The organism is Spirosoma knui (assembly GCF_054780635.1).
Window position 1 is genome coordinate 46694 of record NZ_BAAGVY010000015.1, and the last position, 21034, is coordinate 67727.

23 protein-coding genes are annotated in these 21034 nt (G+C 48.8%); 12 read left to right on the forward strand and 11 right to left on the reverse strand.

What is annotated here, in order from left to right:
* Positions 1-77: 77 nt before the first annotated feature.
* A complete protein-coding gene (locus tag ACYVIY_RS24695) occupies positions 78-557 on the reverse strand; it encodes a response regulator (protein WP_460979184.1) in 480 nt (159 codons plus the stop codon).
* A 138-nt stretch (positions 558-695) separates the two neighbouring features.
* Here ACYVIY_RS24695 and ACYVIY_RS24700 point away from each other — a divergent pair, with 138 nt between their 5' ends.
* Positions 696-1958, forward strand: a complete 1263-nt coding sequence (locus tag ACYVIY_RS24700; protein ID WP_460979185.1) for a sensor histidine kinase — start codon at positions 696-698, stop codon at positions 1956-1958.
* Positions 1959-2017: 59 nt separating this feature from the next.
* On the opposite strand, the gene ACYVIY_RS24705 is transcribed toward ACYVIY_RS24700, so the two are convergent.
* Complete coding sequence (locus ACYVIY_RS24705) at positions 2018-2410, reverse strand: DUF1573 domain-containing protein (protein ID WP_460979186.1); 393 nt, start codon at positions 2408-2410, stop codon at positions 2018-2020.
* A 235-nt stretch (positions 2411-2645) separates the two neighbouring features.
* Between ACYVIY_RS24705 and ACYVIY_RS24710 the strand changes: the two genes are divergently transcribed.
* The 4 genes from ACYVIY_RS24710 (at position 2646) to ACYVIY_RS24725 (ending at position 6577) form a co-directional block, all read left to right on the forward strand.
* Positions 2646-3968 carry a sensor histidine kinase gene (locus ACYVIY_RS24710; protein ID WP_460979187.1) on the forward strand — a complete coding sequence of 441 codons (1323 nt, stop codon included), beginning with the start codon at positions 2646-2648 and terminating at the stop codon, positions 3966-3968.
* Entirely contained in the window at positions 3965-4639 is a 675-nt protein-coding gene (locus ACYVIY_RS24715; protein WP_460979188.1) for a response regulator transcription factor, read from the forward strand. The genes ACYVIY_RS24710 and ACYVIY_RS24715 overlap by 4 nt, the downstream gene beginning before the upstream one ends.
* Positions 4640-4671: 32 nt before the next feature.
* Entirely contained in the window at positions 4672-5793 is a 1122-nt protein-coding gene (locus ACYVIY_RS24720; protein ID WP_460979189.1) for a hypothetical protein, read from the forward strand.
* Between the two features lie 229 nt (positions 5794-6022).
* Positions 6023-6577 (forward strand): DUF4468 domain-containing protein, encoded by a 555-nt coding sequence (locus tag ACYVIY_RS24725; RefSeq protein ID WP_460979190.1) that lies wholly within the window; start codon positions 6023-6025, stop codon positions 6575-6577.
* 130 nt (positions 6578-6707) lie between these two features.
* Here ACYVIY_RS24725 and ACYVIY_RS24730 read toward each other — a convergent pair whose 3' ends face one another.
* Complete coding sequence (locus ACYVIY_RS24730) at positions 6708-7907, reverse strand: alpha/beta hydrolase family protein (RefSeq protein ID WP_460979191.1); 1200 nt, start codon at positions 7905-7907, stop codon at positions 6708-6710.
* 434 nt (positions 7908-8341) lie between these two features.
* Here ACYVIY_RS24730 and ACYVIY_RS24735 point away from each other — a divergent pair, with 434 nt between their 5' ends.
* The 6 genes from ACYVIY_RS24735 (at position 8342) to ACYVIY_RS24760 (ending at position 13049) form a co-directional block, all read left to right on the forward strand.
* Positions 8342-9058, forward strand: a complete 717-nt coding sequence (locus tag ACYVIY_RS24735; protein ID WP_460979193.1) for an OmpA family protein — start codon at positions 8342-8344, stop codon at positions 9056-9058.
* 37 nt (positions 9059-9095) lie between these two features.
* The gene (locus ACYVIY_RS24740; RefSeq protein ID WP_460979194.1) at positions 9096-9308 is read left to right on the forward strand and encodes a hypervirulence associated TUDOR domain-containing protein; all 213 of its coding nucleotides are present in this window, start codon (positions 9096-9098) and stop codon (positions 9306-9308) included.
* 5 nt (positions 9309-9313) lie between these two features.
* Complete coding sequence (locus ACYVIY_RS24745) at positions 9314-9664, forward strand: DUF3140 domain-containing protein (protein ID WP_460979195.1); 351 nt, start codon at positions 9314-9316, stop codon at positions 9662-9664.
* 139 nt (positions 9665-9803) lie between these two features.
* Positions 9804-10259, forward strand: coding sequence for a ferritin-like domain-containing protein (locus ACYVIY_RS24750; RefSeq protein ID WP_460979197.1), 456 nt, complete (start codon positions 9804-9806; stop codon positions 10257-10259).
* Between the two features lie 199 nt (positions 10260-10458).
* The gene (glgX, locus tag ACYVIY_RS24755; RefSeq protein WP_460979199.1) at positions 10459-12582 is read left to right on the forward strand and encodes a glycogen debranching protein GlgX; all 2124 of its coding nucleotides are present in this window, start codon (positions 10459-10461) and stop codon (positions 12580-12582) included.
* A gap of 269 nt (positions 12583-12851) precedes the next feature.
* Positions 12852-13049 (forward strand): hypothetical protein, encoded by a 198-nt coding sequence (locus ACYVIY_RS24760; RefSeq protein WP_460979201.1) that lies wholly within the window; start codon positions 12852-12854, stop codon positions 13047-13049.
* 209 nt (positions 13050-13258) lie between these two features.
* Here the strand turns inward: ACYVIY_RS24760 and ACYVIY_RS24765 are convergent, their stop codons facing one another.
* The 6 genes from ACYVIY_RS24765 to ACYVIY_RS24790 all read right to left on the reverse strand — a co-directional run bounded on the left by ACYVIY_RS24765 (position 13259) and on the right by ACYVIY_RS24790 (position 17578).
* A complete protein-coding gene (locus tag ACYVIY_RS24765) occupies positions 13259-13987 on the reverse strand; it encodes a DUF3891 family protein (protein ID WP_460979202.1) in 729 nt (242 codons plus the stop codon).
* Between the two features lie 94 nt (positions 13988-14081).
* Positions 14082-14585, reverse strand: coding sequence for a pyridoxamine 5'-phosphate oxidase family protein (locus ACYVIY_RS24770; RefSeq protein ID WP_460979203.1), 504 nt, complete (start codon positions 14583-14585; stop codon positions 14082-14084).
* Between the two features lie 106 nt (positions 14586-14691).
* The gene (locus ACYVIY_RS24775; RefSeq protein WP_460979204.1) at positions 14692-15108 is read right to left on the reverse strand and encodes a four-helix bundle copper-binding protein; all 417 of its coding nucleotides are present in this window, start codon (positions 15106-15108) and stop codon (positions 14692-14694) included.
* Between the two features lie 33 nt (positions 15109-15141).
* Positions 15142-15369 (reverse strand): DUF2188 domain-containing protein, encoded by a 228-nt coding sequence (locus ACYVIY_RS24780; RefSeq protein ID WP_460979205.1) that lies wholly within the window; start codon positions 15367-15369, stop codon positions 15142-15144.
* 248 nt (positions 15370-15617) lie between these two features.
* Positions 15618-17090 (reverse strand): two-component system sensor histidine kinase NtrB, encoded by a 1473-nt coding sequence (locus tag ACYVIY_RS24785; RefSeq protein ID WP_460979206.1) that lies wholly within the window; start codon positions 17088-17090, stop codon positions 15618-15620.
* Positions 17091-17158: 68 nt separating this feature from the next.
* The gene (locus tag ACYVIY_RS24790; protein ID WP_460979207.1) at positions 17159-17578 is read right to left on the reverse strand and encodes a response regulator; all 420 of its coding nucleotides are present in this window, start codon (positions 17576-17578) and stop codon (positions 17159-17161) included.
* A 677-nt stretch (positions 17579-18255) separates the two neighbouring features.
* On the opposite strand from ACYVIY_RS24790, the gene ACYVIY_RS24795 reads away from it, so the two are divergent.
* A complete protein-coding gene (locus tag ACYVIY_RS24795; protein WP_460979209.1) occupies positions 18256-18900 on the forward strand; it encodes a porin family protein in 645 nt (214 codons plus the stop codon).
* A gap of 97 nt (positions 18901-18997) precedes the next feature.
* Here the strand turns inward: ACYVIY_RS24795 and ACYVIY_RS24800 are convergent, their stop codons facing one another.
* Complete coding sequence (locus ACYVIY_RS24800) at positions 18998-20464, reverse strand: sigma-54-dependent transcriptional regulator (RefSeq protein WP_460979210.1); 1467 nt, start codon at positions 20462-20464, stop codon at positions 18998-19000.
* A 94-nt stretch (positions 20465-20558) separates the two neighbouring features.
* A complete protein-coding gene (locus tag ACYVIY_RS24805; protein WP_460979211.1) occupies positions 20559-20933 on the reverse strand; it encodes a response regulator transcription factor in 375 nt (124 codons plus the stop codon).
* Between the last annotated feature and the right edge of the window lie 101 nt (positions 20934-21034).

Genomic DNA, 21034 nt, shown 5'->3' on the forward strand with positions numbered 1-21034 from the left:
ATTGTGGTCATTGGCTGTTGTTCCTGGTTGCTGTAACCGGTACCAAGAATGACAACCAATGACCACAATCATTAAATTTAATATAACCGTTCGCCGGGCAGTGTTACAGTTTCCCACCAGTAGCTGCGCATGGTCTGGAAATACAGGAGCCATTGATTGTAATCCGTAGGCTTGGTAATGTACGATGTCCCACCGAAGGTGTAGAGGTCACCGATATCGTCCCGGTTCGTGGAGTAACTGAACACGACAATAGGCATCCGGATAAATGGCGAGTTTGGGACCTTGAGCGTTCTCAGCAAGTTCCAGGCCGGTTCCGATTCAGGCAGGTACAGATCAAGAAGCATCAGTTTAGGCAACACCCGGTTTTCCTCCAGGCAGCCGGTCATATACGAATAAGCCTCCTCAGCACTTTGGGCCCAGATCGTCCTGACTTCAGGCAACGACTCCCGCAAAGCAGCCTGAATCAGCGTCCAGTGATCCTGCTTATCCTCGACAACGATAATACTCGCATGGCGAAAGTTGTTGTCGAGTGCATTGCGATTGTACTGTTGAGCCATAGTTACAAAAATAAAGGGGTTAGCTAAGTAGCATCAAGCTCTTCGGCCTTAGGCAAACAAATCTACGTTTACTTAGTCAATACTAGTGCCACTGGTGGTAGTTTCAAGTAAAAGTAAGTTCATTCCTCTATATACCTTATGAGCGATACGTCCGAACCAATCAGCCTGCCCAGTTATTTGTTTGCCCGTCGGGAAGCAATTCTGAATATGTGGCGGGCCTCTTGCCAGGCCGATCCAGTACTTGCTCACACAGCCAATCTGTCGCGTGAGGAGTTTAACAATGAAGCACCAATTATGCTGAATATTCTGGGGCAGCGTTTACGGAATCTTCCCGAAGAGCGGCCGCTTGTCGATACCGCTTCTGATCATGGCCTGCACCGCTGGCATAAGGGCTACACCTTGCGGGAATTGCTGGCCGAGATCAACCATTTCACCCAATGCCTGTCCACGGAAATTTCCTGCTACGGTCAGTTATATCCCGCAGCCAATCTCTCGGTGCTGGTCGATGCCTACGAAAAAATGGTTCGGTTCAATAATGAACTGGTCGATGGCAGCGTGATCCGCTATGATGACCTTCAGCGAAAACAGGCGGCCGGACGGGCTGATGCTCTCCAGCAAACACTCGATCAGGTTAATGCCCTGACTCAGCAGCGCGGCAAAGTTCTGCAGATGACGTCACATGACCTACGGGGAGGATTTGGCGTTATTCATGGCGCAGCAGTGTTACTCGACCGGCCAAGCAACTCCGATCAGGAGCGCAAAAACCAGGTACAGATGCTGCAGCGTAATCTCCTAGCGGTCAGCGATATGCTGGCGCAGCTAACCGATCTGGCACGCCTTGAAGCCGGTCAGGAAACCCTCCACATCGAATCATTCGATGTCAGCCTCCTGCTGAAATCAGTCGTTGAAAGTGCCCAGCCTTTAGCTCAGCAGCGTGGACTGATGCTACGTGCCGATGGCCCCGCTCAACTGCTGGTTGACACTGACCGGGTTAAAATTCAGCGGATTGTTCAGAATTTATTGCTTAATGCGTTGAAGTACACGCCAACGGGAATCATCTCGGTATCCTGGTCCAGCGAGGATAATTACCGGTGGCTGGTTAGCGTTCAGGATACAGGGCCGGGCTTGCCCAAAGAATTGATCAACTCGCTCATCGATCCGCTGAAACCCCTGCACGAATCGGGTGTTGTATTCGACAAAGCCCCGGAAGCGAACGTAGCAACCAACGGGGTTCCGGCACCGGGGCAAACCTTTAAACGACGATCCGACTCGGGCGAAGGCATTGGCCTGTACATCGTTAAACGGCTGTGCGAACTGTTAAACGCAAACGTCGATATTGAAACTGAGCCCGGCGAAGGAACGCTCTTCCGGGTGCGATTTCCTATTCATTACAAATCATAACGTCGGCGGCATACGTAACACGCCCTGCCGCTGATTTGGCAGAGCGTGTTACGTATCGCTTATTGACCAACCGGTGCTTTGCTGACAACTTCGCCCTTGAAATGCAGCACCGTAAGGCCGCCTTCCGCGTTCGATTCAACCGTAACGGTTTTGCTGAAAGCTCCCGGCGCGGCCGCATTGAACGTAGCCTTCACGCTGCCCGACTGCCCAGGCATAATTGGATCTTTGGAAAAATCAACGCCGGTGCATCCGCATGACCCTCGGGCCGTGTTGATAACCAGGGGCAAATCGCCCGTGTTAGTAAACGTAAACTTGGCCGTAACGGGTTTCCCCTGCTCAATACGGCCAAAATCATGGGTGGTGCTTGCCCACTTGAATATGGCGACTGCCTCGGTCATGGCGACAGACACCGTCAGAGCAACCACTGACACTAGAAAAAGAATGCGTTTCATGGAATAAGATAGGTTTATAGTTACTCACCTGAGCAACGGCACAAACTTAATTTGTCAGTTAGCCTGCACCTGTTAACGACTTCCTAACAGTTGTTAATGAGTTGTTAAAAAGGTCGTTTACAGGGTTGACTACTGAAGTGCATACTGGATAAAGACGTACTTTAGAGCCCTAAAATAAGCCATAAAATCGGCTTATCCGCTTCTGCTTTTATTTTTAGACGTAATAGCCGGTATCATGTCCCAACTCCGTTTGCTGGTCGTTCTTTCTGTACTGTCAATCATAGGGATTCTGACGGTGCAGGCGGTGTGGGTACGTAACGTGTACACCCTACGCGAACGGCAGTTTCGGCAATCGGCATTCATTGCGTTACAGGACGTAGCGGACGAGGTGGCTCGACTCAATAAATTCACGCTCAACCGGTACGCCGTTACGCAACTTTCGGCCGACTATTTCATCGTGAATACCGACGCACCGATCGACCCGACCACGCTTGAAACCCTGATTCAAAACTCGTTGCAGCGGCACAATCTCTTTACGGATTACGAATATGGCATTTACGACTGCGAAACTGACCGCATGGTGTACGGTGCCTATGTAAGTACTAACGTAGCCACAACGCCGGGGGCTGGCGTTAAGCAACGACCAAATTTGCCCAAGTTTTCGCGCTATACGTATTACTTCGGTATTCGATTTCCGAACCAGTACGGATTTATGACGGATCAGTTAAACGGTTGGCTTTGGTCGACCGTGGCGGTGCTGCTGGTTGTGCTCTTTTTTGGCTATACGCTCATCGTAGTGCTGAAGCAACGGCGGCTGACGGAAGTGCAGCGGGACTTCATCAATAATATTACGCATGAGCTTCAAACGCCGGTCTCCACGATTCGCATCGCGGCTGATGTGCTGCAATCCGAGTCGATTGCGCAGCAACCCCACCGACTCAGTCAATACGCCCGCATTTTGAGCGAAGAAAGCCACCGTCTGCAAAAGCAGGTTAACCGTGTGCTTCAATTAGCCAGCGCCGAACGGACCGGATTTGCGCTTACCCGCACCCCTATTCACCTTCACACTCAGTTGCAAACGACCGCGCAACTGTTTGCCCCCCATGTTGAACTCGACTTGCAGGCGACTACCGATCTGGTCATGGCGGATTCGTATCATCTCGAAACCGCCATCAACAACCTGATCGACAACGCAATCAAGTACTGTCAGGAGACGCCACGCATTGTCCTACGAACACGTACCAAAACCAATCACGTACTCTTGTCTGTAATCGACAATGGTATCGGCATAGCACCTGCCTACCAGAAAGCGGTTTTTAAACAGTTTTTTCGGGTACCATCCGGTGGTCACACGCACAACGCAAAAGGGTTCGGCCTTGGTTTATACTACGTTCGCCAGGTCGTCCACGCGCATGGCTGGCAGCTTTCGCTGACAAGCCAACCCGGCGAAGGAAGTACATTTTGCCTGGCGATTCCGTTGCTCACTGCCGATACGTCACTATTGTCCATTGTGGAATCGCAGCAATCACCTGCGCAAACCAAGCCCACCCTCCAATGAGCGCCCCATCCGCCCGTATCCTGTTTGTTGAAGATGATGTCAATCTTGGTTTTGTCATTCGTGATACGCTCGAAAACGAAGCGTTTTCGGTTACGCATTGCCTGAACGGCGCGGATGGGTGGGCCACGTTTCAGGCTGATCGATTTGATCTGTGCTTACTGGATGTTATGCTGCCTCAAAGCGATGGATTTACATTAGCTCAGCAAATTCGAGCGGTTAATGTACACGTACCAATTTTATTCCTGAGCGCATTGGCCGATAAGGACAACCGGCTACAAGGGCTACGGCTAGGTGCTGATGACTACCTGACCAAACCATTCAGCATTGACGAGTTGATATTAAAAATCAACGTATTTCTACGCCGTACCATCGCTGTCCGAAAAATATCAGCTTCCGATACGTTGCTCAATCGACAAAATTTAACCCTTCATGTCAACGGCGAGACCCACACCTTAACCCATCGGGAAGCCGACGTGCTGGCGTATTTCCTCGACCGGTCAAACCAACTTATTCGGCGCGATGAGTTGCTCCGCGCCGTTTGGGGTGATGATGATTACTTTATGGGCCGCAGTCTCGACGTTTATATTTCGCGCTTACGCAAACGGCTGGCCAGTACGCCTGATGTCCGAATTGAGAATGTGCACGGGGTAGGGTTTATTTTGCGTCAGTAATCCGTAGTTTGCGCCACCATTTTATATCCTCCATGCACCGTATGTATCTGAAACTGGCCGTTGCTACTGTAGCCATTGCCTCGCTAAGTATTGGTTGTAAGACCGTTAAGCCACTCGCCACCACGGCAGCGCCCAAGTCGGCTATGATTGCCGAAGAAGGACTGCTGAACTGTTTTGCCCCCGGCACTTCACTGGATGGGAAACCCGTCTGGTGCGAAGCATCGGCCGTGCTGTTCGACGGAAAAAACGTGTTGATTGCCAATGACAAAGACATGCCCACCGGCTTGAGTCCTGTTTTCACCAAAAATCTAACGGCTCTGGCTGACTCAACCCAACCACCGGCCTACCTGCTCGCTCCATCCTACACAGCCGCCCGTAAATACGAAGATTTTGCCCAGACACCCGATGGTAAATTTGTGTTTTTAACGACGGCTTTCGATCGGGTAAAACCCGGCAGTCGCGATTGGGATGGCTATAACACGATTTTATACTGGCCCAAAGGCGATGAACAACAGCCACGGGTACTGGCCCCCAGCGATACCAGCCGAACCTCAATGGCTTATCGGCAACGTATCGCTCAGCTCCTGGCTAATGACGAATTTCCGGGCACCATGCCTTATTTTAAGATTGAAGGACTGGCCGCTACGGATCGGCAGTTGCTGTTTGGCATCCGCGAAGAAGGGAAAGCATTCGACAATTTTAAGTACCGGGCCAAAATCATCGGTGTATCGTACCGAATCGAAGGAACTGGCAAAGCCGCCCGTATTCGGTTGGGCGACGACTGGGCGCTCGTTGCCGATTTCGATCCCGCTAAGGCAGAGGCTGGTCTTCCGCAACCGCTGGCCCTGTCGAGTCTTGAATATGATTCCTACCGCAACCGATTCTGGCTCCTGACCTCTATGGAAGCCGATGGGAAACTTGACGCTTACCTGTGGACCGCTAGCCCGGATGAATTGACGGCTAACAAACCATTTACCCTCATCCGCGATGGACAGGGTCAGCCGTTGCGACTGGGTCACAAAGCCGAAGATGTTACGCCCCTGGATAAAAACAGATTGCTGATCATTCACGACGACGACCGCGTTCGCACCTCCGTGGGCAATCAGGTTCGGCAACCGCACCAGACGGCGTACACCATTCTGACGATCAATTAGCCGTTTATAACGCACCAACTCCGTAACATTTCAGGCCGCTTTCAGAAATGGAAGCGGCCTGAATTGTTACGTAACCAGCTGTTCGCTTCTACGACTTATTGGGTTTTTACCACCGTTTATTTAGTCATACCAACGGTTCACTAATTCTGGCTATCAGCGGGCATAGAGTAGTCTCTACATTTGCTCACAAGTTTTACAGAACCTTCTCTCTTTTCTAACAACAACACTAATGAAATCAATACGTCCAGTTTATCTTACGCTGCTCATTACGTCGCTGCTAGCTACGAGCTTCGTAAAAGCAGATAATCCACCTAGAGTTATGCCCGAAACCGTTCAGGAAACGCTGCCAGTCGTTGGGCAAAAAATTACGTACGCAGAAGTCGTCGATTGCGGGAGTGTATCCCAGGCTGATTTGTTCAGACGCGCCCGACTTTGGATAGCCCAATCGTGGGATTCCAGTCAGGCTTTGTTTTCACTAAACGACAAGGAAACCGGCGATCTGGCCGGGCGCGTCACCCAGGTCATTACGGTACCCCGTTCGGAGAGTTCGCCGGGTGGCAGTTATACCTTTCGGTATAGTCTGGTTATTGAATGCAGCAACCGTAAATACCGGGCCACCATTACGCAGGTCGGCATTGAAGACGGAAACCGCTACATTCCGGTTGAAGTTTACAGCCAGAAGAGCGACAAGAACATGGAACTGGTGTACGCCGAACTTGATAAGCACCTGAAAGCGACGCTGGCCGCCCTACAGGAAAATGTAAAGAACTACAAAGCGTTTTAAGATTCTCTTACTGATTGCCTGTGTACGCTTATTCAAGATGACATAGGCGAGTGTAACAAAACATCGGCCCGAACGAAGATTGTACCACACTTCGCTCGGGCCGATGTTTTGTCAATCAGAACGGAGTGTGCTATTGAACCGATCCAAAGAAGGCGTATGTGCCAGTAATAAATTCTACGATACCCGTGGCGTGATTAGCACCTTTCATGGGCTTTAGTTCAACGTTGGTCGCGCCCCGTTTGCGCATAGCGTCGAAGGCATTCTGCGAGTTCAGAAAAAGCACCGTATCGTCGGCATCGCCATGGTAAAGCTGGGTACGCGTACGGGGTTTCCAGTCGTGAATATCATTGTCCAGTACGGCGGCAATAAATTCTTTGTCCGTCCCCTCGTTGATCGCTTGTTTGAAGCTGTCGGTGAAAATGGTGTTTACGCTCACGTTGATGCTGGCATCTTTCCCTTGGGCGGCAATCTGGCTCGCGTACGGCTCCTTAAAGTAATACGTCATGGGCCGATTTAATCCGTAGATGCGATCGTACGTAAGCAGCACCCTGATATACAGCCGATTGATGCTATTATCGCTGCTGCTCCGTTCGTTAATGATCTGCCGCATGAAGGCCGGTTTATCGTAGGCCCCAGCTCCACAGCTTGATGCAACCAGATTAAATTCGGTTCCGGTTTCGTCCTCAATTTTCTTCTGGAGGGCCATTGTCGCGTAACCACCTTCCGAATAACCCGCCAGAAACAGCCGTTTGTCCCAGTTTACCTGTTGCTTTTCCAGAAACTCCTGGGCGGCACGTAACATATCGAGGGAGGCCGTAGCCAGTCCGTTACGTTGCTCGTACGTATGCGGCAGGTCTTTCGACGCGCCATAGCCAATATAGTCCGGTGCCGCAATGATGTAGCCCTGCGAAGCAAACACGGACCCAAAGAGGTAGGCTTCGCTGCCCGACCGGTAATAAGACGGAGCGTCGTTATCGTTTGTGATCGTACCGTGTTGCATACTTAACATCGGCACAGGCGATGCTACGTCGGGAATCAACAGAGCACCGGAAGCTTTAACCGTCTTACCGTCGGTATTGGTAGTCGTGTATTCCAGGCGATAGGCTTTTATGCCATACCGAATAAAAATCTGAAAGAGCGAGCTCGCTCCTGAGTATCGGCTCTTGAGCTGGCTAACGGAATACTCACCGATTAACGAACTATTCACCAGCGTACGTACTGGCGTTGGTGCTACGGTTTCGGTAGACTCCGACGTCTGGCATCCCGAGGGCGCGATGACGAGTAGACTACCTATGAAAATCAGCGCTAAAAGCGATTTGATTGTAATCATGCAGAAAGAGTAATGAGGCATCTATATGGTATATAGCTAACGTTATGACCTACTTTTTCGTTTGCTATAGCTTACTTATTTATACATTGTATTCGACGAATAACTATCAGATTAATAGACACTTATTTAAATAAAATAACTATTTATTGTTAGCTAGGTCAATCCTTTGTCAAGAACTGAATGCCTGTCTAAAGCGAGTCTTTTTGTGGAAACTTGTGTGGAATGGGTTCTACAAGATTAGGCATATCGCTTCCCTATTACCCTACTAAATTACTTCCCTAGACACTAAGATTAAAATTCGTTTAAGAATGATCGCCAACCTAACAAACTGTATAACAGCTATTTAAATAAATGTAACCTACAACCGGCGGACGGATAAATTAAACTGGTACAGGGTTTGGGTATCTAAGGGCAGTACCAAACATTCACAACACATGAACATTCAGTTGAAATCAGTAGGTAAACAGTCGGCGGCAGTGCTCCTAGCAGCAACTATGTTGTCCGGAAACGTTTTAACAAGCTGTAAGTCATCTGGCGGATTAAACAAAACTCAGAAAGGTGCGGCAGTTGGTGCCGGTGGTGGTGCCGTGGTAGGCGGTATTATCGGCAACAAATACGCAAAAGGAAATACGGCATTGGGTGCCATTATTGGTGCAACCGTTGGCGGTGCCGCTGGGGCCGTAATTGGTCGCCGGATGGACAAACAAGCCGAAGAAATGAAGCGGAGCATGCCAGGCGCTCAGGTTGAACGGGTTGGTGAAGGCATTAAAATCACGTTCGGCTCCGACATTTTATTTGACGTCAATTCGTACGAACTGAAATCAGAGACCAAAAGGCAACTGACTGAGTTCGCCCAGACGCTGAACACGTATTCAGATACCGACATCCGGATTGAAGGCCACGCCGATGCAACCGGCTCGGACGATCTCAACCTGAAATTGTCGAAGCAGCGGGCCGATGCCGTCGCTAGCTTCTTACAAGCGCAGGGCGTGAAAGCATCGAGAATCGATGAAAAAGGCTATGGCGAAGCACAACCCGTGGCCGATAACTCCACCGAAGCAGGCCGACGCAAAAATCGTCGGGTAGATGTTGCAGTTTTTGCAAACAAAAAGATGCAACAAGATGCTAAAGATGGTAAGCTCGATAACTAATCGGGTACGCTTTATCCAACTAAACAAAATATGAACTATGGCAACGGTGAAGAAAGGTGACGAGGTGACATGGAAGTACGGGAAGGGAGAAGCTAAAGGCACCGTTGCCGAAGTTCACAAAGAAGACGTGACCAAGAAAACGCAGGGGTCGACCACCAAGCGTAAAGGTTCGGACAAAGAGCCTGCCCTGGTACTCAAGCAAGGCAGTAAAACAATTGTTAAGTCGGCCAGCGAGGTCACAAAGAAATAAACGACATGGCTACAGCGACGCTCGACGAAACGGAAAAGAAGGACATCAGGAGTGAGTTCGACAGCTTAGTTAATATGTCGGCCTCTCAACTCGAAAAGTGGCTCAAGACCGAAGAATCCAAGTCTGTCGGCCAAAAACAGGACGGAGACACGGAATCGACAGGACATAAATCCGGTGAGAGGATCATTAAGATCCTGGGAAAAAAGAACGCTGAGCTGGACGATGACGATTACGCGCACATGCGAAAAGTGATCAGTTACGTAAAACGGCACAGTGCTCAGCAACCCAGGGAAGTAGAAGGTTCGAACTGGGAGTATTCATTGAAAAACTGGGGCCACGACCCCGAAAAGAAATAGCGGATTGGCGGGGTGTAACGTAGCGGTATGTGAATTTGATCGAAGTTGTTACACCCCGCCCAAACGCTGACCTGGATTTCTAATTTACTTAATGCAACGTTATATAACTTTTTAATTCAACACACAACCAACCAACGTTATGACTGTTAAAGAAACACGTGGAGAAATTCTGGATGTTTTAAACCGCCTGCTAACCCGCAACCACGATGCTGAAAAAGGGTATCAGGAAGCATCAGAAAATGTAAAAGACAACGAACTGAAAAGTTTGTTCATGGCGCAGTCGCGTCAGCGGGCTGAGTTCGCAATGGAATTAGATCGTGAAATTCGTGCCTTAGGTGGTGAACCGGACAACGGTACCAGCCTGGCGGCCGATTTACACCGCGCCTGGATTAACGTAAAAGCGACGTTTGCCAGCGACGATGATAAAGCAACGGTACAGGAGTGTCAGCGTGGCGATCAGGATGCGATCGAGAACTACAACTCCGTACTGCAAGAAACCGACTTAGTAGCCAGCACCCGAGAGCTGTTACTACGTCAGAAACAGAGCATCGATTCGGCTCATGCCTCGATGGCTCGTTTAGCCTTGGTAGTGTAGTGAATGGTGGGATCGGAAAGCCTGCCCTCGTTGAGGGCAGGCTTTTTTGTTTTAGTCTACTTACTCTATTACTCCTTTCTGATAACATCGATACCATTCGCGCATAGCTACTAAACATTCGACTTCAACGCGAGTTTTTTAGTAGTCCACTCGTCAGGCAAAAGAGCCTGAGAGTATACCATTCCTGCCACAATACGTTATGGATAAACAAGTAAACACCGGCACAGCCACCGATAACTTCACCACAAAACCAGGTAAACCTTACCCACTAGGCGCTACGTACGACGGCGAGGGCGTGAACTTTGCGATCTTTAGCGAAAACAGTACGGGGGCCTACCTCTGTCTGTACGATGCCAATGATCCGACTCAGGAAACCGCTATGATTCCGATGCTGGAGCGGACAGAGCTTGTCTGGCATATTTACATCGACGGGCTACAGCCAGGTCAATTGTATGGGTTTCGCATCGATGGCCCTTATGATCCGCAGGCGGGTCACTTCTTCAACCCCAATAAGTTGGTGCTGGATCCCTACGCACGCGCGATCAACGCTCCGCTAAATCACAACGACGACTGGCTTGGGTATGCTTATGAGGAAGCGGAAGGTGAAGAAAGTAAACACCTTGTTATGAGCAGCACCGACAGCGGCCCGAGCATGCCTAAGTCGGTGGTAATTGACAGTAATGCCTTCGATTGGGACGACGACACCGCGCCTGCTACGCCCCTGCACCGATCGGTAATCTACGAAATGCACGTAAAAGGATTTACGTATCAACACCCGACGATTCACAAAGCCATTCGGGGTACGTACGCAGGGCTTGGTACGCGCGAAAGCATTGATTACCTGAAAAAATTAGGCGTAACGGCCGTTGAACTGCTGCCCGTTCATCAGTTTACCGACGAGAGCTACTGGGGCTATAACAGCATCGGTTTCTTTGCGCCCCAAAATACGTACTCATCATCAGGCATGGCGGGTGAGCAGGTTACCGAGTTTAAGCAGATGGTTAAAGACCTGCATAAAGCCGGTATTGAAGTAATTCTGGATGTCGTGTACAATCACACGGCGGAAGGCAATCAACTCGGCCCCACGTTATCGTTCAAAGGCATCGATAACCGGGCCTATTATCATCAGGTCGGCGACAGCCCGGATTTTTACATGGACTACACCGGCACGGGTAATACGTTCAACCTGAGTCATCCGAGAGCTTTGCAACTGGTGATGGACAGCCTGCGCTATTGGGTGACCGATATGCACGTGGATGGCTTCCGCTTCGATCTGGCTTCAGCCCTCATCCGAACCGACGAAGAAGCAGGCCGAGTTTCTTCGTTTCTGGATACCGTTGCCCAGGACCCGATTCTGGCTCAGGTGAAACTGATTGCCGAGCCTTGGGACATTCAGTCGTACCACGTAGGCGGGTTTCCAGTACGTTGGGCGGAGTGGAACGGTAAATACCGCGATACGTTGCGGGCGTTCTGGAAAAGTGAGGATGGTAAAGCCGCCGAAACTGTACTACGCCTGCTGGGTAGCCCCGACCTGTACGCGAATGATGGCCGATCACCCTCCAACAGTATCAATCTGATCACCGCCCACGATGGCTTTACGTTAAATGACCTCGTTAGCTACAACGAAAAGCACAACGAAGCCAACGGTGAAGACAACCGCGATGGGTCGAACGACAACATAAGCTGGAACTGTGGCGTTGAAGGCCCAACCGATGATCCGGCCATTAACGAACTACGCGAGAAGCAAAAACGTAACTTCTTGTCTACGATGCTGCTGAGTCAGGGTACGCCTATGCTGGTCATGGGTGACGAATGCGGCCGTACGCAGCACGGAAATAATAACGGCTACAACCAGGACAGCGAGATTAGCTGGATGAACTGGCACTGGGACGATAAGCAGCAGGCACTGTACGACTTTACGTGTCAGCTAACGGCGCTACGTCAGGAGATACCACTGCTAAGCCGTCGCCGGTTTTTCGGTAGTGAACAAGTTGCCTACCTGCGCTCGGATGGGCACGAAATGACCAATGATGATCTAAATGATCCGGGCATGCACTGCATTGGTTTGTTCATTGATGGCGTACGGGTGAGCGAACAAACCGAGGATGGGCAGGATATAGGCGATGAACAACTTGTCTGGATCCTGAATTCGTATTGGGAAGATCTTCCGTTCATGTTGCCCAAGATTGGTCGCAAGAGCTCGTCCTGGGAAGTGCTCGTGGATACCACCAGCGGACAGGTCCGGCCCAAGGTTGACGCAGCAAAAGGAGGCCAGCCCATTACGGTTCAGGCGCGTTCGGCCATGTTGTTACGTCTCAAGTAAGTTCATAGAATTTCGTTTATAAAACTAAAGCCGACCTATCTAGGTCGGCTTTAGTTTTAGTATTTTCCAGGGTTAAGCAAGCTGCAATAAGCTCCATGTTTGATAGTGAGTATCTCCAATTAAATTCTGTATCTGTCTACATAGTGTAAAGCAGTAGCCTCAACGATACGCATCTCTCCTACCCTTACGGCCGTAGATTGTTTTGTTTAACTCGTAAAAATGTTGTTAGTTTAAAGGCTAAATTTTCCAGTCACCAAACCAGTAAACCAATGCCTGATTCTATTTGCCCAAAATGCAGTACCAAACGCTTTGAGATTGTAGAGAAAGACGACATTAAGGGAAGTAACTTTAAGCTAAATTTTGTGCAGTGTGCTAATTGTGGGACCGTAGTTGGCGTGACAGACTTCTTCAACCTGGGTCAGATGTTACGTCTGGTTATGGATAAACTAGATATTCAAGTATCGTAGTACCTTTCTAAAAACTAGTTCGCCAACCTCAGTGAGGTTGGCGAACTAGTTTTTAAACTATATGGATTGTTACATCCCTTGTAATCCGATCCTTACTACTATCACCTCCTCCTTGATACACCCAGTATTAGAAACTATGTCCACAGAATCATTATTTTCTTTTTCTCTGGTACGTTCGCACACGACCCACCAAAGAGTTTTTGGGAAAGCTATTTCTTAAATTTCCACTCCCTGATATTGACGGGTGCATGCTGAATGGCCTCATACAGCGCATTGTCATCCGCAAAAACGAGTTGGTCTAGCTGAAACGCTTCAACGTGTACGCTGAATTCGGTTTCCTCGAACGGCCAGGGGTCCAGGCTAATCGTCTCGTCGTTACGTTGGCGAATGAAATAAGAAACGCCGTCGGGCCCAACGCTCACTTCCAAACGGCGTTCTTCGGGAGGAAGCTGATCCATACACAGAATCAGCGACAGCGCATCACACCATTGCAGAAACTCGTAGGCGTACTCCGCTTCGGCTTTTGTCGCTTTATACTGCTTTCGCCACGCGGGCTGATTAACCTGGCGTTGCTGATCAAGAAAAGCGTCCAGTTCCGGGTCTTTGCCCCGTTTAGGCTCGTAGAGAAACGAGGTGTGCATCGACATCATCAAGGCATTCCAGCGGCTCTTTTGTAAGCCAATCTGAATCATCTGCTGACACTGCGACAGTGAATATTCCAGAATCTGAAAGTGCAGCGGAGCTCCGGCCGTAGTTAAGTGATTACGGCCTTCCCAGCTATCCTGGCCATCGTCATGCTCCGTGAGCGCAATCAGAGTTTCGTACCAATGAACCGGGCGTTTATCAGTCCGCCAATGCACTGCCAGTTGCACCGCCAATAGTCCATGCGCCTGCTGGTTAATCAGTTGCCAGCCTATATCTGTTTGGGTAACAATCATAAAAGAGCAAATGAATAGACGTAATACAGACGAAGGGGACGAAGGATAAATTAGCTTTTCCTTTCGTCCCCTTCGTCTGTATTACGTATACTCGCTAATTATATACTTTTTCGTTTTCACCCATCTTCGGTGGGTTGCCTGTAATGGCCGCTGTTGCCTGCTGAAATAAACGTACCATTGTACTATCGCTGGCGTTCCAGTATTCAGCCATGTGAGTATGAACCTTCAGCAGAATCAGATCCGGATCGTCTTTGCCCTCCGGAAACCAGGCTTTTGCCTGCGGATTCCAGAGTTCATCTACTTTCGCCCGATCGTCGAGTTCATCGGCAGTTCCTGAGATAGACACGTATTCAGCATCACTCACGGAAACGAAGGCAAGGTTAACCTGAGGCTCGGTGTTGTCGATCTGGTCGACTTTCGGCGACGAACGCTTCGTAAAAAACCAAAGCGTACCTTCCTCATCCATCTGTAAGGCCGCCATTGGCCGACTGACCAGATTGCCCTGTTCATCGACGGTGGTCATCATCGCAATGCGAATATCGCCCACCAGTTCCCGGACTTTTTCTAATTGGTTGTTGTTCTGTGGTTTTGTTTCCATATCGTTGAATGGTGAAAAGCCATTGATCCGCCAACATAGCGCCGTACACTTACTCGTTATATAACCGAGTAGTGGGCCGCGATGTTGGCGGATCAATGGGTAAAAATTAATTATATAACGTTTCGCGCAAATCGATGCCGTAGAACAACGAAGCTGGCGTCGTTACGGGATTTTTCGACTCTACTTCGGTCTGGTAAGCCATATCCAGGATGCCTACACAGCTACAAATAGTTTGCTGACACATCGCATAGACCTGGTTGCAGCGTTCAGTATTGAACTGGCTAACCTCCTGCGCGCACTTCTCGCAAACCTCAATGCAGGCTTTCGCCATTAAACGGGTGTTTTCTGAACCCCGCACATAAAGCATGGCCAACTGGCGACACATGTCTGCACAGTCAAGGTTAAGAAAAATGCTGCGGTACCAGCTTTCGATGTCTTCCGAACGCGAACATTCGGTGGCAAATTCATCGCACAAAGATGCGCAACTTGTTAACGAATCGTAGATGTTTTTCTTCCAGACCATGGTATAACTTGACTTGATAAAGGGTAAGGTTGGTTAAGCGTAAGGGCGAGCCACTATCGACGACCGCTCCTGGTCGGCGCTCAGGTTACGAGCCCACTGCCGGGCCATGTCAACACTTGTAGAGATGACCAGTTGTTTATCTAACTGTCCTTGTTCCAGTAGTTGATTGGCAATCTCAATTGCCTTTGCCCGTGTACTGGGGTTTAGCGAGCGCATTGCCGCTGGAAAGTGAGAAGGTGTCCACATACGCGTAGTCATCATAGTAACTACCCTATAGCTTATATTGTGCCAGCTAGTACTCCACTTACCCAATGAACTTAAAAATTTCAGTTTACTATTTGGTTACCAGATGATTACCCACAGAACAACTAGTTAAATTTGACGTAGAATTGTTATAAGAAATTTTAGGCTGTGGAAATATTACAAGAAGTGTGTACTTTTTTGCCCACTTAATTCCACAAAAAAAGCCGCGTCGGCGGCTTCTTATGACAACGATAAAACTCGAATTCCTACTTAGGAAAGAATAAACGGAAAGAGGTCCCCTGCCCTACAGCGCTATCTACCTCGATCGATCCTTTATGGCTATTTATAATGTTTTGAGTTGCCGTTAAGCCTAGGCCCATACCGCCCGATTTGCCGGTAAAGAATGGATCGAACAACCGTTTACGGTCCGATTCGCTGATGCCGCCCCCGTTGTCCGTTACTTCAACGCAAACGCGGTTATCTTCCGTACAGGTCGTTTTGACCACCAATACGCCCTTTCCTTCTTCCATAGCTTCGACAGCATTAACCAAAATATTCAGCAAAGCCGTTTTAACTTGGTCGTTATCCAGCATAGCCGTACAATCATCGGTGGAGAACGAAGTCACAAGCCGCATTCGCTTCAGCTTGATCCGATCATTAACCAACTGCAGCGTTGCCTTGACCACCGCGTTGAAATCTTGCCGCTTACGGTCGAGTTCTCGTGGTTTTGATGAGTTCAGCATCTCGGTGATTAGCTGGCCAATCCGGTCAACGTTACGTCCGATGATGTCCGTAAACATGGTGACGTACTCATTGTCCGAATCAAGTTCTTCTTTGAGCTGCTCCAGGGCAAGACTTAAGTTTGTGAGCGGATTTCGAACTTCGTGGGCGATGCTGCGGGCTATTTTGCCGGTCATGGTGAGTTTCTCGGCGAGAATTAAATCCTGCTGAGCCCGTTTCTGATCGGTTATATCGCGCACAATTCCCTGGTACCATTCCGGGCGCCCCACGATGTCGTCGACGGCCCAGACAGAAATCTGGCAGATTCGCTTGCGGCCGTTTCGGTTGATAAGGGTTGTTTCAAAATCTTTGATCTGGCCATGTTCCCGAACAGTAAACCGTAGCTGACGCAGGTGATTCAAATCGGAAAAAAGCCGTGCCGGATTCAATTCCTGTAGTTCTTCACGGCTGTAACCTAGCAATCGTTCAACCGAGGGGTTCGCGTCCTGAAAGCGGAGGTCGTTCGTAGCAACGAAGATGGCATCAATGGACCGCTCAAACAACGAGCGGTATTTATTCTCTTTCTGAGCCACTTCAGCGAGCACACTTGCCTGACGTAATGCATATCGAATACTGCGACCCAACAGTTGGGCATCAATACGTCCTTTGACCAGGTAATCGGCGGCCCCCAGTTCGAGAGCCGACTGGTCGACGGTCAGGTCGTCTTGGCCCGTAAGCAGAATCATGGGTGCACGGCACCCCAGTCGGAAGGCTTCCTGAATCAGATCGATCCCGGTGTTGTGCCCCAGGCGGTAATCGACCAGATATACATCGTGCTCATCGTCCCCGATGGCCTTCATCGCTCCCTCGTAACTGTCGACCCAGTCGAGTTTAATATTCGCATTTTCCCGAGCGGCTACAAGCGCCCTGGTCAGCATATAATCATCTTCGTCGTCTTCAACCAGCAAGACACGAATCGTTTTCCGTGTTTCTATTACGTCGAGTGTAGCAGCTATCATAAACTATGAGTACGTTATTTTCAGTGACGATTCAGCAGTACGTAAACCAGTAAAGAGTTTGCCCGATGTTACGGCAGTTTAACCGTATCCATCCAATACGTTTTCAGAGCGCCAACCATCTCTACCAGCCGATTGAAATTGAAAGGTTTGGTAACGAACGAATTCACACCCAGATTGTAAGTTTTCACTACGTCCTCATCGGCCGACGAAGTGGTCATGACAACAACCGGCAAACGACGTAGTTTAGGGTCATCTTTTATTTCTTCAAGTGCCTGGAACCCATTTTTTCGGGGCATATTCAAATCCAGAATCAACAGGTTAGGCCACGGTGCATTGGATGCGTTGTAACGACCCTGATGACGCAGGTATTCCATCAGCTCTTCACCATCTTCCACAAAGTGAACAGCTTGTGTGTATCCATTTTGCCGAAGTGCCTGATCCATAAATAAGCGGTCGTCAGTGTCATCATCAGCAATAAGGATTGTCATGTTCGTCGGCTTACGGTGCATAAAGTTATTGATAAAGCAGAACTAAGTTACGGACGTGCAGTTCAGCGGTCAATTTCTTACGTATTGGTGAGCCAGTCAGTACTCAACCCAAACGTTTTGATGCCTTACTGATGAGTGTCTGGCAAGAAAAGATTGACAGTTGTTCTGACCAAAAATAACTAAAAACCTTAAACTATAACCGGATTCACTTTATTAAAATCGTGATAAGCGAACTACTAGCTACTTAGTCCTTATTTACGATAGGCAAAAAATACTATTGGCTTCTCTTAATTAAAAATCAGTCTCCAGCTGACAAGGAAAATCACACTTTTACGTATCACTAGTCATTGCTTAATTCCATTACCGACGGAGTATTCTGTGGGCAATATTGTAGCCTTTCTATTTAATTATTTAGGCACGTATTCTAATCTTACTCCTTTCTGCTACTTCACGAAGATGCCCAATAAGTTGAACGGTATGTTCTACAAACTGTAGAAAAACTTACGCGTTTTTCTGCTTTGTTACGTATAGCCGTAACGTCATATAAATCACTCAAACCGGTATAATCCAAGTATATAAGCCTATTCTGCGCTATGCAGACATATTTGGCACGCTTTTGACATATTAATACGTAAAGCAGGAACCCATCCTGCTGATACATCAACTACATTGTCGTTATGAAAAAATCTGTGAAGACCTTACTTGTAGCCAGTGCTTTACTGGCTGGTCTGTATCTCATCAATCCATCTACTGCATTGGCTCAGGGCCGCACGCGGGTTGGTATCAAAGGCGGTTTAAATGCCAGCTCTTTGTTTTATGATTCGCAGGGCGTCACCAATAAAAATGAACGTATTGGCTTTCACGCCGGTGTATTTGCGCAGGCTCCTATCGGCGAGTTTTTCGCCATCCAGCCTGAATTGTTGTACATGACAAAAGGAGCCTCAGCCGATTATAACATTCTGAGCGTTAATGGTCGAAACACATTCCGGCTGAATTATGCTGAATTGCCCGTACTAGCTACATTCAAGTTGGGCCAGGCGGTTGAATTACAGGCGGGTCCTTATGTCGGCTACCTGCTCAATTCGAACATAAACTCGAATGGTGATTTCGGCGTTGGTACAGCAGCCATCAACCGCGATAACTTCAACAAGGTAGACTATGGTCTAGCAGGTGGGCTGAACATCTATTTCGGAAAAGCATTCATTGGCGCTCGTTACGAACAGGGTTTACAGCGGATCGCCGAGGGGGGAGCAGCTCGTTCCTTATTAGGCAATGCTAAAAACAGCGTTGGGCTGATCTCGGTAGGTCTGAGTATGAACTAGTCTAAACATAATCAGGAGCGTAACGGAAGCGAGGTAAATAATTACTTGCTTCCGTTACGCTCCTGATTATTTACTACGTTTCCTCTCTGCGCTCAGGCTAAAGATGAATATCGTACGCCTTCAATTTGTTATAAAGCGTCTTACGGTCGATATTAAGTACTTCGGCCGCTTTTGTTTTATTGTAGCCCGTCTTTTCCAGAACTTTCAAGATAGCAGCCCGCTCCGCATTTTCAGAAACCGATTTTAAGTTGGCTGCTGACTGACTGAACACAGGCACACCGGGACGGACTGGATCGAAACTGACCTGAACGCCACCGCTGGATGTATCTTCGTGCGTAAAATACTGGGGCGAAATAATTTCGTGTGGCAATACATCAGCCTCTACATAATCGCCCTGGGTAAGCAGCACAGCCCGTTTTACTACGTTTTGCAACTCGCGCAGATTGCCGTGCCAGTAATACTCCTTCAATTTTTCCTTGGCTTCGTCGTCGAAACCCAGAATGTCTTTTTCTAACTGCTGATTTGCCGATTCGAGAAAGTGTTCCGCAAAAATCATGATATCGGCTTTACGCTCCCGCAATGGCGACAAGTGAAGTTCGAATTCGGCAATGCGGTGGTAAATATCTTCCCGAAACTTACCTTGTCGTACGGCTTCGCGCAGGTCTTCGTTGGTAGCGACGATAATCCGTACGTCAACCGGAATATCCTGGTTGCTACCAATCCGCCGAATTTTACGCTCCTGCAAAACACGTAATAACTTGATCTGATTATCGTACGAGAGGTTGCCGATTTCATCCAGAAACAGGGTGCCTCCGTTGGCAAACTCAAAGCTACCGGCTTTGTCCGACATAGCGCCCGTAAACGAGCCCTTAACGTGTCCGAACAGTTCACTGCCCGCCAGGTCTTTACTCAGCGCTCCGCAGTCAATAGCGACAAACGGCTTGTCGGCGCGTTTGCTTTTCAGGTGAATGGCATTAGCCACAAACTCTTTGCCCGTCCCTGTTTCGCCGGTAATGATCACCGACATATCCGTGGGAGCAATCAAATCAATGTGTTTCTGGAGTTGTTCAGCGGCCCGGCTCTTGCCAAAGATAAACCGCTTTCCGTCTGGTGTAAGCGATACTTTAGTCGTAGTAGCTTTAGCTGGTGCAGCTTTAGCGGGCGCACTCGTGCTGGAACTACCCGACTGCGCAATCGACTGGGTGCGCCGTTCGAGCGCCCCTTTAATCGTGTACAGAATCTCGTCGGGATAGAGGGGCTTGGTTACGTAATCATAGGCACCGTGCTTAACCGTTTGCACAGCCACCCGGACGTCGGAATAGCCCGTAATAATAATGACGGCCGTGGTGGGATGCATAACCTTTATTCGGCGCAGCATCTCAAGGCCGTCGATATCTGGTAACTTAAAATCGCAGATAACTAATTCAAACGCTTCCTTCCGTAATAGTACTAAGCCATCTTCGCCACGTTGTACCGAGGCTGTTTTATAGCCTTGCTTGGTTAAAAAACGCTCCAGAAGCAAGCAAATATCATTATTATCGTCAACAATCAGAATTTTTTCCATGAAGGAGAAGTAGCTTGTTCAGACAGACTGAGCCCACCAAAACAAGTAATAAGAAACGATGGAAAGGGCCCCCTGGCTGTATGAACAAAGTTACTCAAACCTGAATGGTTTGCAAAGCCATTTCAACCGAACGCCGGGTGAAGGGTTTGCCTATAAAATAATCGGCCCCCTGTTCAGTTGCACGTCGGCGCTCAGCTTGCCCATCGAACGCACTGATCATAATAATCTTGGCTTCGGTCTGATCTTCCTTAATGTGTGGAAGTAGATCGAACCCCAGCCCATCTGGCAGATTCAAATCAAGAAAAATGGCGTCAAATTGCTGCGAATTGAGGCATTGCCGACCTTCTTCAATGAAATGAGCGCAAGTAGGTTGATAGCCTAGCCGACGAAGTAATCCGGAAAGCAACAAGCAAATATCGGCTTCATCATCAACGATCAATACACGCTTGGCACTACTCCCTGTATTCATTACGGCTGGTCTGAATTGCTGGCCCGCGCTAACACCTAACATCGTCCTCACCACGGTCAAATTTTGTTTTTCATACATCTATACAGCGGTTTATTACAAAA

Coding starts and splice junctions, on each gene's coding strand:
- ACYVIY_RS24695 (WP_460979184.1), bottom strand. CDS start 557: ATGGCTCAACAGTACAATCGCAATGCACTCGACAACAACTTTCGCCAT.
- ACYVIY_RS24700 (WP_460979185.1), top strand. CDS start 696: ATGAGCGATACGTCCGAACCAATCAGCCTGCCCAGTTATTTGTTTGCC.
- ACYVIY_RS24705 (WP_460979186.1), bottom strand. CDS start 2,410: ATGAAACGCATTCTTTTTCTAGTGTCAGTGGTTGCTCTGACGGTGTCT.
- ACYVIY_RS24710 (WP_460979187.1), top strand. CDS start 2,646: ATGTCCCAACTCCGTTTGCTGGTCGTTCTTTCTGTACTGTCAATCATA.
- ACYVIY_RS24715 (WP_460979188.1), top strand. CDS start 3,965: ATGAGCGCCCCATCCGCCCGTATCCTGTTTGTTGAAGATGATGTCAAT.
- ACYVIY_RS24720 (WP_460979189.1), top strand. CDS start 4,672: ATGCACCGTATGTATCTGAAACTGGCCGTTGCTACTGTAGCCATTGCC.
- ACYVIY_RS24725 (WP_460979190.1), top strand. CDS start 6,023: ATGAAATCAATACGTCCAGTTTATCTTACGCTGCTCATTACGTCGCTG.
- ACYVIY_RS24730 (WP_460979191.1), bottom strand. CDS start 7,907: ATGATTACAATCAAATCGCTTTTAGCGCTGATTTTCATAGGTAGTCTA.
- ACYVIY_RS24735 (WP_460979193.1), top strand. CDS start 8,342: ATGAACATTCAGTTGAAATCAGTAGGTAAACAGTCGGCGGCAGTGCTC.
- ACYVIY_RS24740 (WP_460979194.1), top strand. CDS start 9,096: ATGGCAACGGTGAAGAAAGGTGACGAGGTGACATGGAAGTACGGGAAG.
- ACYVIY_RS24745 (WP_460979195.1), top strand. CDS start 9,314: ATGGCTACAGCGACGCTCGACGAAACGGAAAAGAAGGACATCAGGAGT.
- ACYVIY_RS24750 (WP_460979197.1), top strand. CDS start 9,804: ATGACTGTTAAAGAAACACGTGGAGAAATTCTGGATGTTTTAAACCGC.
- glgX (WP_460979199.1), top strand. CDS start 10,459: ATGGATAAACAAGTAAACACCGGCACAGCCACCGATAACTTCACCACA.
- ACYVIY_RS24760 (WP_460979201.1), top strand. CDS start 12,852: ATGCCTGATTCTATTTGCCCAAAATGCAGTACCAAACGCTTTGAGATT.
- ACYVIY_RS24765 (WP_460979202.1), bottom strand. CDS start 13,987: ATGATTGTTACCCAAACAGATATAGGCTGGCAACTGATTAACCAGCAG.
- ACYVIY_RS24770 (WP_460979203.1), bottom strand. CDS start 14,585: ATGGAAACAAAACCACAGAACAACAACCAATTAGAAAAAGTCCGGGAA.
- ACYVIY_RS24775 (WP_460979204.1), bottom strand. CDS start 15,108: ATGGTCTGGAAGAAAAACATCTACGATTCGTTAACAAGTTGCGCATCT.
- ACYVIY_RS24780 (WP_460979205.1), bottom strand. CDS start 15,369: ATGATGACTACGCGTATGTGGACACCTTCTCACTTTCCAGCGGCAATG.
- ACYVIY_RS24785 (WP_460979206.1), bottom strand. CDS start 17,090: ATGATAGCTGCTACACTCGACGTAATAGAAACACGGAAAACGATTCGT.
- ACYVIY_RS24790 (WP_460979207.1), bottom strand. CDS start 17,578: ATGACAATCCTTATTGCTGATGATGACACTGACGACCGCTTATTTATG.
- ACYVIY_RS24795 (WP_460979209.1), top strand. CDS start 18,256: ATGAAAAAATCTGTGAAGACCTTACTTGTAGCCAGTGCTTTACTGGCT.
- ACYVIY_RS24800 (WP_460979210.1), bottom strand. CDS start 20,464: ATGGAAAAAATTCTGATTGTTGACGATAATAATGATATTTGCTTGCTT.
- ACYVIY_RS24805 (WP_460979211.1), bottom strand. CDS start 20,933: ATGAATACAGGGAGTAGTGCCAAGCGTGTATTGATCGTTGATGATGAA.